A 1,463-nucleotide genomic window follows, 5' to 3' on the forward strand; every position below is an offset into this window, starting at 1 on the left:
GAGGTCATTCCCGATGCCCTGAGCCGGTCGGGCCTGAGCATGGCCGATGTGCGCCGGGCGCTGGCCGCTGCCAATGCCTACCTGCCCAAGGGCCAGATAGAGAGCGAACAGAACTACTGGCTGGTGGGGGCCAACGACCAGTTGCACAAGGCGGACGACTACCGGTCGCTTGTTGTGGGACGCAAGGGCGACAAGGTTATCCGCCTCGAAGATGTGGCGCAGGTCAAAGACAGCTCCCAGGACGTGCGCAACATGGCGGTGTCCAACGGCCAGCCGGCCGTGCTGCTTATCGTGTTTCGCTCACCCGGCGCCAATATCATCGAAACTGTGGACAGGGTGAAGGACATGCTGCCCCAGTTGCGCTCCTGGCTGCCCGAAAGTGCGGACCTGAGCCTGCGCATGGACCGTTCGCTGACCATCCGCGCGTCTTTGCACGAGGTGGAAAAAAGCCTGATGCTGGCAATGGCGCTGGTGGTGCTGGTGACCTTTCTTTTTTTGCGCAACGGCCGGGCCACCTGTATTCCGGCGGTGGCGGCTCCTGTGTCACTTATCGCCACGTTCGGGGTCATGTACCTGTGCGGTTACAGCCTGGACAATCTTTCGCTCATGGCGCTCACGGTTTCCACCGGCTTTGTGGTGGATGACGCCATCGTGGTGCTGGAAAACATTGTCCGGCGGCTGGAGCTTGGTGAAAGCCCCATGCGGGCCGCTCTGCGCGGGGCGAGGGAAGTGGGCTTTACCGTTGTTTCCATTTCCCTTTCCCTTGTGGCGGTGTTTGCTCCCATTCTTTTTATGGGCGGCGTGGTGGGGCGACTGTTCCGGGAATTTTCTGTGGTGCTGACCACGGCGGTGCTGGTATCCATGGTGGTTTCGCTGACCACAACGCCCATGATGTGCGCCAAACTGTTGCGGCCCATCAGGCCCGGCGGCTCCACATCGGGCCCCATATCCGGCCAGACATCCGGCCAGACATCCGGCCAGACAGATGATTCCGCCCCTGATTCCGTTCCTGCCGCGGCTGAAATTCCTGCGGTGGCCCCAAAATCGGGCGTGCGGGCAAAAAATCGTGTGTGGAATGCGGTACGACGTCTCCTGTCGGGCTTGGGCGACGCCTGGGGCAAAGTGCTTGCGGGGATGCAGTCCGGCTATGCCCGCAGCCTGCCGGTGGTGCTGCGGCATCCGCGCCTGACCATGCTTGTTCTGCTGCTTGTGGTGGCCGCCAATGTGTGGATGTATATCATTGTGCCAAAAGGCTTTTTTCCCATGCAGGACACAGGCGTGATCATGGGCGGCATCCGCGCCGATCAGAGCGCGTCGTTCCAGGCCATGCAGAGCAAACTGGCAAAGCTTGTGGAAGTTATCCGTGCCGATCCGGCGGTGCGGCAGGTTTCGGCCCATATTTCCGGCGGCCGTGGCGGCGGCGGGGTGTTCATCGCCCTCAAGCCTATGGACGAACGCAAGGT

General features: G+C 61.7%; 1 protein-coding gene. It reads left to right on the forward strand.

The window, feature by feature from the left end:
* Positions 1 to 1,463, forward strand: a 1,463-nt coding sequence (locus tag V6C16_RS13165; RefSeq protein ID WP_333543425.1) for an efflux RND transporter permease subunit, incomplete at both ends; no start/stop codon positions are given.

The sequence above is a fragment of the Desulfovibrio sp. 1188_IL3213 genome, assembly GCF_036763145.1.
Classification (GTDB): Bacteria; Desulfobacterota; Desulfovibrionia; order Desulfovibrionales; family Desulfovibrionaceae; genus Desulfovibrio.